The organism is Desulfosarcina cetonica JCM 12296, from assembly GCF_001311845.1.
Taxonomy (GTDB): Bacteria; Desulfobacterota; Desulfobacteria; order Desulfobacterales; family Desulfosarcinaceae; genus Desulfosarcina; species Desulfosarcina cetonica.
In genome coordinates this window covers 1-5,425 of sequence record NZ_BBCC01000290.1, presented here as the reverse complement: position 1 = coordinate 5,425, position 5,425 = coordinate 1, and the positions used below count along the sequence as shown (strand labels likewise).

Genomic DNA, 5,425 nt, shown 5'->3' with positions numbered 1-5,425 from the left:
AAGTAAATACACCCGGCCTCATTGTAAAATCAAGTGGTTGCGATAATTGATCATGAAATTGTTGGTACCGTGGAGTATGGAACATAGGGGGATACTTCACCGTTGACAATCTAAAATGAGAGAAAAATCAATGAGCGAAATCGACTTTTCAGGATTGAAAATTGGAATGGAGAACACACTAAGTATCGTTGTTTCAGACGAAAACAGCGCCGAAGCCGTCGGTTACAAAGGGATGCCAGTTTTAGGCACACCTCACCTGGTTGGCGTTATGGAAACCGCTTGCATATTCGTCCATGAATTCCTGCCTGAAAACTACCTGACGGTAGGTATCACCAATAATATGAAACACCTTTCAGCATCACCGATCGGAGCAACCATTGTGTCAAAAGCACAATTAACTGCCATAGAGGGAAGGAAACTGACATATCACGTAGAAGCTTACGACTCAGTTGAAAAGATAGCCGAGGGCACTCACACACGGTTTATTGTTGACGCCAAGAAATTTTTTGCAAACCTTGAAAAAAAGAAACACAAGCTTGGTCTCCTTTAAAGTGCTTGGGTTCGTCTCGTTGTTTATGGACATATCATCCAAGCTTGTTCCCAAAGCGTTGCCGTCGGTCGCTGATGGCTGTTCTTTGGCGAAATGGTAGGGATTCGTTATGGGATTTTGGAACCACCTATTGGATTTAATCATCTCGTGCTGGCCCCTTCTCTTGGTTGTCATTGTGTCGGGAGCTGCCCTTCGGGGCACGCATTGGTTCCTTCTCGAGCGAGATCCAGATCTGAGCAGCGAACGAAAATTCCCCCGTCAAATCACGATGATGGGATTGGGCCTTCTCAGCCTTGTTCTTGCCATTCTTGCCTTACCCACAAGTGAAACATTTCGCGACCGTTTGCTGGCGCTCATTGGGCTGCTGATTTCAGGAATTATTGCATTTTCATCACCAACGATCGTTGCAAACTTCATGGCAGGAATTCTGCTGCGGATAACCAAGCCCTTTAGGACGGGTGATTTTGTTCGCGTTGGAGAATATTTTGGTCGTGTTTCCGACCACGGCTTGTTTGATACGGAATTGCAGACGGAGGCGCGTGAGCTTATCGCCCTTCCGAACACCTACTTGATAAGCCATCCTGTGACGGCGGTTCTCAATTCAGGGACCATCATCTCAATTACATTGTCCTTGGGTTTCGACATTCATCATCTACAGGTTGAACCCCTTCTCATTGAAGCCGCTGAGAAAAGCGGGCTCGAAGAGCCTTTTGTTCATGTCCTTGAGATAGGTAACTATTCGATAACGTATCGTATTTCAGGCATGCTGACTGAAGTGAAAGGGCTTATCACAGCTCGCTCCAACCTGGCGATGCATGTTCTGGACACGCTGCATGGCAATGGTGTCGAAATCATGTCACCGACCTATATGAATCAACGCCCCATGGGAGAAGATAAGAAGGTAATCCCCCCAGCCATTGCCAAAGTCTCTCCAGAAAAGCCTGTAGAGGCCGAGCAGATCGCGTTTGACAAAGCGGACCGGGCAGAGCTGGTTGAAAACGAGAAGCAGAAACTAACCAAGGATCTTCAGGCAATGGAGTCCTTGCTAAAGGATTCGTCCGGCGAAGACAAGGAACAGGTAAAGTTGAAAATAGCGCAGGTCCGCGAGCGTCTCAAGGCGGTGGCGCACAAACAGGATGAATTGAGCCAGGACGCGCAAGCGCCGAATCTACGGCCCCAAGCGACGCGGACCAGCCGCGTGCATGATTTGAGGATAATGCAATTATCATCCCTGCCGGCGGAACGTAAAAAAGCCGCTGGGCAATGCGATCAAGGCACCAAGAGGTCTGGCTTTACGACGTTACAACGTCGCCTTGCGTCCCCTGCCCATGGACAGAATAACGCCCAGGCAGGAGAACATCGCATACACCACCAACCCCGTTCGCATGCTGAGGAGAAAAGCGGGCAGGGTCTGGGCGTTGATTTCGTTTTTCCCCATACACAGGGAGAAGATCAAGGAGATGGTCGTCAGGCTCACGGCCATGCCCAATGTGCGCATCGCACCGATCATGCCCGAGGCAACCCCGTATTGCCTCCGCTCGACGCTTCCCATGATGGCAGTCGAATTCGGGGTGATGAAGATACCGAATCCCGCACCGATGAGCATCAGCTCGGCGATGATCATCCAGACCGGCGCGGCGGTTCCCATGGTAAACGCCGCTACCAAAAGCCCCGTGGAACTGGCCAGCATCCCGCTGGTCGCCACCTTGGTAATATCAAAGCGTTCGGTCAACCGGCCGACCACCAGCGATGCCGCGACCTGCATGAGCGGTTGCATCAGCAAGACGTAACCGGCCTGCCGGGGAGACAGGCCCTTGGCATATTGCAGAAAAAGGCTCATCAGGAAGATGAGGCCGAAGGTGGCGGCGTAGTTGCCCATGGCGGCCAGGCAACTGAGGGTGAAAAAGCGGTTTTTGAAAACAGGCGAACATCCAGAAGCGGGCTGGAAGATCCCGCTTCCATCCAGATGAACAGGACCAGTCCGGCAAGACCGGCCACGATCAACGGAATACCCAGCAGTACATCCTTGGCGTGCGCGGCGCCGGTCATCACGAGGCCCACACTGACGGCATACGCCAGGCTTCCCTTCCAGTCCATATGTTCGCCGCGGGCATTTTTCTCCATCTCCTTCATGCCGAACAGGCAAACCCCGATGGCCGCCAGCCCGATGGGCACGGTGATCAGGAAAACATGGCGCCACCCGAAATGCAGGGTGACATATCCGCCAATCACAGGCCCTGTGGAAAGTCCCGCATAGGTGCAGGCCGAAACCAATCCGATCTTTCGTGCCCTTTGCTCGGGCGGGTAGGCGGCAGCCACCAAGGCCATGCTGCCGGACAGAACCATGGAGCCGCCGATGCCCTGGACGAAGCGAAAGACCATCACCGTGTGAATGCTGTTTGAATATCCGAGCAGGGAAGTGAGCAAGGTGAAAACACAAAGCCCAGCCAGAAAAAGTTTGCGTTGGCCGATGATGTCGCCGAAACGGCCGAAGGTGAGCATGGTCATGGCGAGCGACAGGACATAGAGCTGTTCCACCAGGCCGAGCTGCATGGCCGAGGCACCCAATTCCCGGCCGAGCGAGGGAAGGGCCACGCCGACACTGGTCAGCATGAAAGGGGCCATGAACTGGGCGATGCATACCGTTATCAGGATCATCGCCGGAGAGCTTTATTTTCTTTTGCCATGTGCATCAAACGCCTAAGGCTGGCGGAAAGAAATAATTCCACCATCCTGCTTGTCTTTGTGCCCGTCTACCGCGTTGCCGCCACCGGCACATATTCCCGATATGCACCGGTGGCGGCGCCTTGTAGACGACCCCAAATCCGGCGCGATCTGGCGGAATTATTTCTTTCCGCCAGCCTAACTTGTCGGTTCTTTTCAATTCATCATCCACTTCAGTAAACATGATTTCGCACGATGTCGAACACTTTTCAAGCGGTCCATGACCGCGAAAATAGAAATCGATCCAAATGCGATTACCCTGACTACCGCCATTCAACACATTGACATAAGGCGATGCGTAATGAAAAATAAAAACTGACGGATTCGTGAAAAGCCCGATATCCAGAGAGGATCGATAATGACTCATGAAACGCAGTCTGAGCAAACGCCATCGGCGGATAGAATTTCGCTTTCCATCGATGAGGGATTTGATTTGGCCGTGCAACTTCATCGCAGCGGGTGCCCGGATCCGGCAGAGATGCTCTACCGACGGATTCTTGAAGCCTTGCCGACACACCTCAACAGTCTCAACTTCTTAGCCCTGCTTTGCCACCAGCAGCAACGCCGGGAGGAGGCCGCCGATCTGCTCGGCCGGATTATCACCATCGATCCGGACAACCCCGATGCCCACAACAATCTGGGCAATGTCCTGGATGGCATGGGACGCAAGCGGGACGCCGAAGCCCGCTTTCGCAAGGCGATTGAGATTCAGCCGGAGCACGCACCGGCATTGAACAACTTAGGGGTGGTGCTCACATCCCGCGGTGCGCTTGATGAGGCCCTGGATGTCTATCAGCGGGCGGTTGAAGGTGATCCGGAAAATGCCGACTACCGTTACAACATGGGCAATGCCCTTAGAAAAAACGGCCGCATGGATGCGGCGCTGGCGGCCTACGGCAAGGCCGTGGAACTGGATTCGGCGCATATGGGGGCCTGGCAGGGGCTCACCCGCGCACTGATCCAGACCGGACGTGAGGAAGCGGCTCTGGCGGTATTCGATGCCTGGATTGAAAAGGACCCACAAAACCCCGTGGCCCGTTACCTGCAGGCCGCCTGCCAGGGGCAGGGCGCACCCGACCGTGCACCTGACCTTTTCGTGCAGAAAACCTTTGATGAAATGGCCGCGACTTTCGATGACCACTTGCAGAATGATCTCGACTATCGCGCCCCGCAGCTGATTGTCGAGGCGCTTGCCGAGCACCTGCCGCCGACCGGCGCGGCACTGGACATCCTCGATGCGGGGTGCGGTACGGGCCTGTGCGGTCCCTTGCTCAAACCCTTCAGTCGTCATCTGGCCGGCGTTGATCTTTCCGCCGGCATGCTGACCCGCGCCCGGGGGACGACACACTACGACGAGCTGGTCCAAGCCGAAATCACTGAATTTCTCAAATCGCGACCGGCCGCTTATCACCTGATTGTATCGGCCGACACGCTGTGCTATTTCGGTGACTTACGAACGGTGTTGACATGGGCTGCCAGAGGGCTCAGACCCGGCGGGCGGATGGCCTTCACCCTGGAGGCCGCCGAGACGGATGAGGTGGCGTGGCAATTGAACCGGAACGGCCGCTATGTCCACCACCCGACCTATATAAATGAGGTTGCCGGCGACGCCGGATTCGATGCGACCGCCATCCGTCCGGTGATCTTGCGAACCGAGGGTGGGGAACCGGTGAGAGGATTTCTTGTTTTGTTAACAACAAGGAGGGCCCATGGACGATCCCATCCACTTTGACAGCATCGATGTCTCCATCTCCGGCAACGTAAAGCCCCTTCCTGCCCGACCGGCCGAAAAGACGCCTTTTCGAATTCTCATCATGGGCGACTTCAGCGGGCGGGCCAACCGGGGACGGGAAACCGATGGTGCGGACATCGCCGGGCGGCGGTTGTATCGCGTGGACCGGGATACCGACGAGGCGGTGATGGAGAAGATGGGGCCGGCCCTGCATATTCCTGCCGCCGGTCCGGCATCGCCGCCGGTGGACCTGGCCTTTGCCGAGCTGGATGATTTCCACCCCGATTCGATCTACCAGCGTGAGCCGCTTTTCAAAACGCTGCGGACGACCCGCCGGCGGCTGATGGATCCGGCGACCTTTGCCGAAACCGCGGCGGCCATCTCCGGCAAGGCCCGACCGGCTTCAAAGGGAAGACCCC

The 5,425-nt window shown here is 55.3% G+C and carries 6 protein-coding genes and 1 pseudogene; 4 read left to right on the top strand and 3 right to left on the bottom strand.

Annotated elements, in window-relative coordinates:
* Positions 1–130 precede the first annotated feature (130 nt).
* Entirely contained in the window at positions 131–550 is a 420-nt protein-coding gene (locus tag JCM12296_RS32180) for a thioesterase family protein (protein ID WP_054701725.1), read from the top strand.
* Between the two features lie 109 nt (positions 551–659).
* Positions 660–1,124: pseudogene (locus JCM12296_RS51095) on the top strand (mechanosensitive ion channel domain-containing protein); the annotation flags it as partial.
* 726 nt (positions 1,125–1,850) lie between these two features.
* Here the strand turns inward: JCM12296_RS51095 and JCM12296_RS48555 are convergent.
* From JCM12296_RS48555 to JCM12296_RS39330, 3 genes are read right to left on the bottom strand one after another with little or no spacing between them, the layout of a single operon-like run.
* Positions 1,851–2,429, bottom strand: coding sequence for an MFS transporter (locus JCM12296_RS48555; protein ID WP_218188394.1), 579 nt, complete (start codon positions 2,427–2,429; stop codon positions 1,851–1,853).
* On the bottom strand, positions 2,390–3,208 hold the full coding sequence (locus JCM12296_RS48550; protein WP_218188393.1) for an MFS transporter: 819 nt from the start codon (positions 3,206–3,208) through the stop codon (positions 2,390–2,392). Before JCM12296_RS48550 ends, JCM12296_RS48555 begins: the two co-directional genes overlap by 40 nt.
* A 34-nt stretch (positions 3,209–3,242) precedes the next feature.
* Positions 3,243–3,641, bottom strand: a complete 399-nt coding sequence (locus tag JCM12296_RS39330; RefSeq protein WP_157068096.1) for a hypothetical protein — start codon at positions 3,639–3,641, stop codon at positions 3,243–3,245.
* On the opposite strand from JCM12296_RS39330, the gene JCM12296_RS32170 reads away from it, so the two are divergent.
* On the top strand, positions 3,633–5,006 hold the full coding sequence (locus tag JCM12296_RS32170) for a tetratricopeptide repeat protein (protein ID WP_054701722.1): 1,374 nt from the start codon (positions 3,633–3,635) through the stop codon (positions 5,004–5,006). The genes JCM12296_RS39330 and JCM12296_RS32170 overlap by 9 nt on opposite strands.
* Positions 4,984–5,425: type VI secretion system contractile sheath small subunit (locus JCM12296_RS32165; protein ID WP_054701718.1), on the top strand; the 442-nt coding region annotated here is incomplete at its 3' end. The genes JCM12296_RS32170 and JCM12296_RS32165, both read left to right, overlap by 23 nt.

What these genes read in the sequence shown, in the direction of transcription:
- JCM12296_RS32180 (WP_054701725.1), top strand. Translation starts at nt 131, where the DNA reads ATGAGCGAAATCGACTTTTCAGGATTGAAAATTGGAATGGAGAACACA.
- JCM12296_RS48555 (WP_218188394.1), bottom strand. Translation starts at nt 2,429, where the DNA reads ATGGGCAACTACGCCGCCACCTTCGGCCTCATCTTCCTGATGAGCCTT.
- JCM12296_RS48550 (WP_218188393.1), bottom strand. Translation starts at nt 3,208, where the DNA reads ATGATCCTGATAACGGTATGCATCGCCCAGTTCATGGCCCCTTTCATG.
- JCM12296_RS32170 (WP_054701722.1), top strand. Translation starts at nt 3,633, where the DNA reads ATGACTCATGAAACGCAGTCTGAGCAAACGCCATCGGCGGATAGAATT.
- JCM12296_RS39330 (WP_157068096.1), bottom strand. Translation starts at nt 3,641, where the DNA reads ATGAGTCATTATCGATCCTCTCTGGATATCGGGCTTTTCACGAATCCG.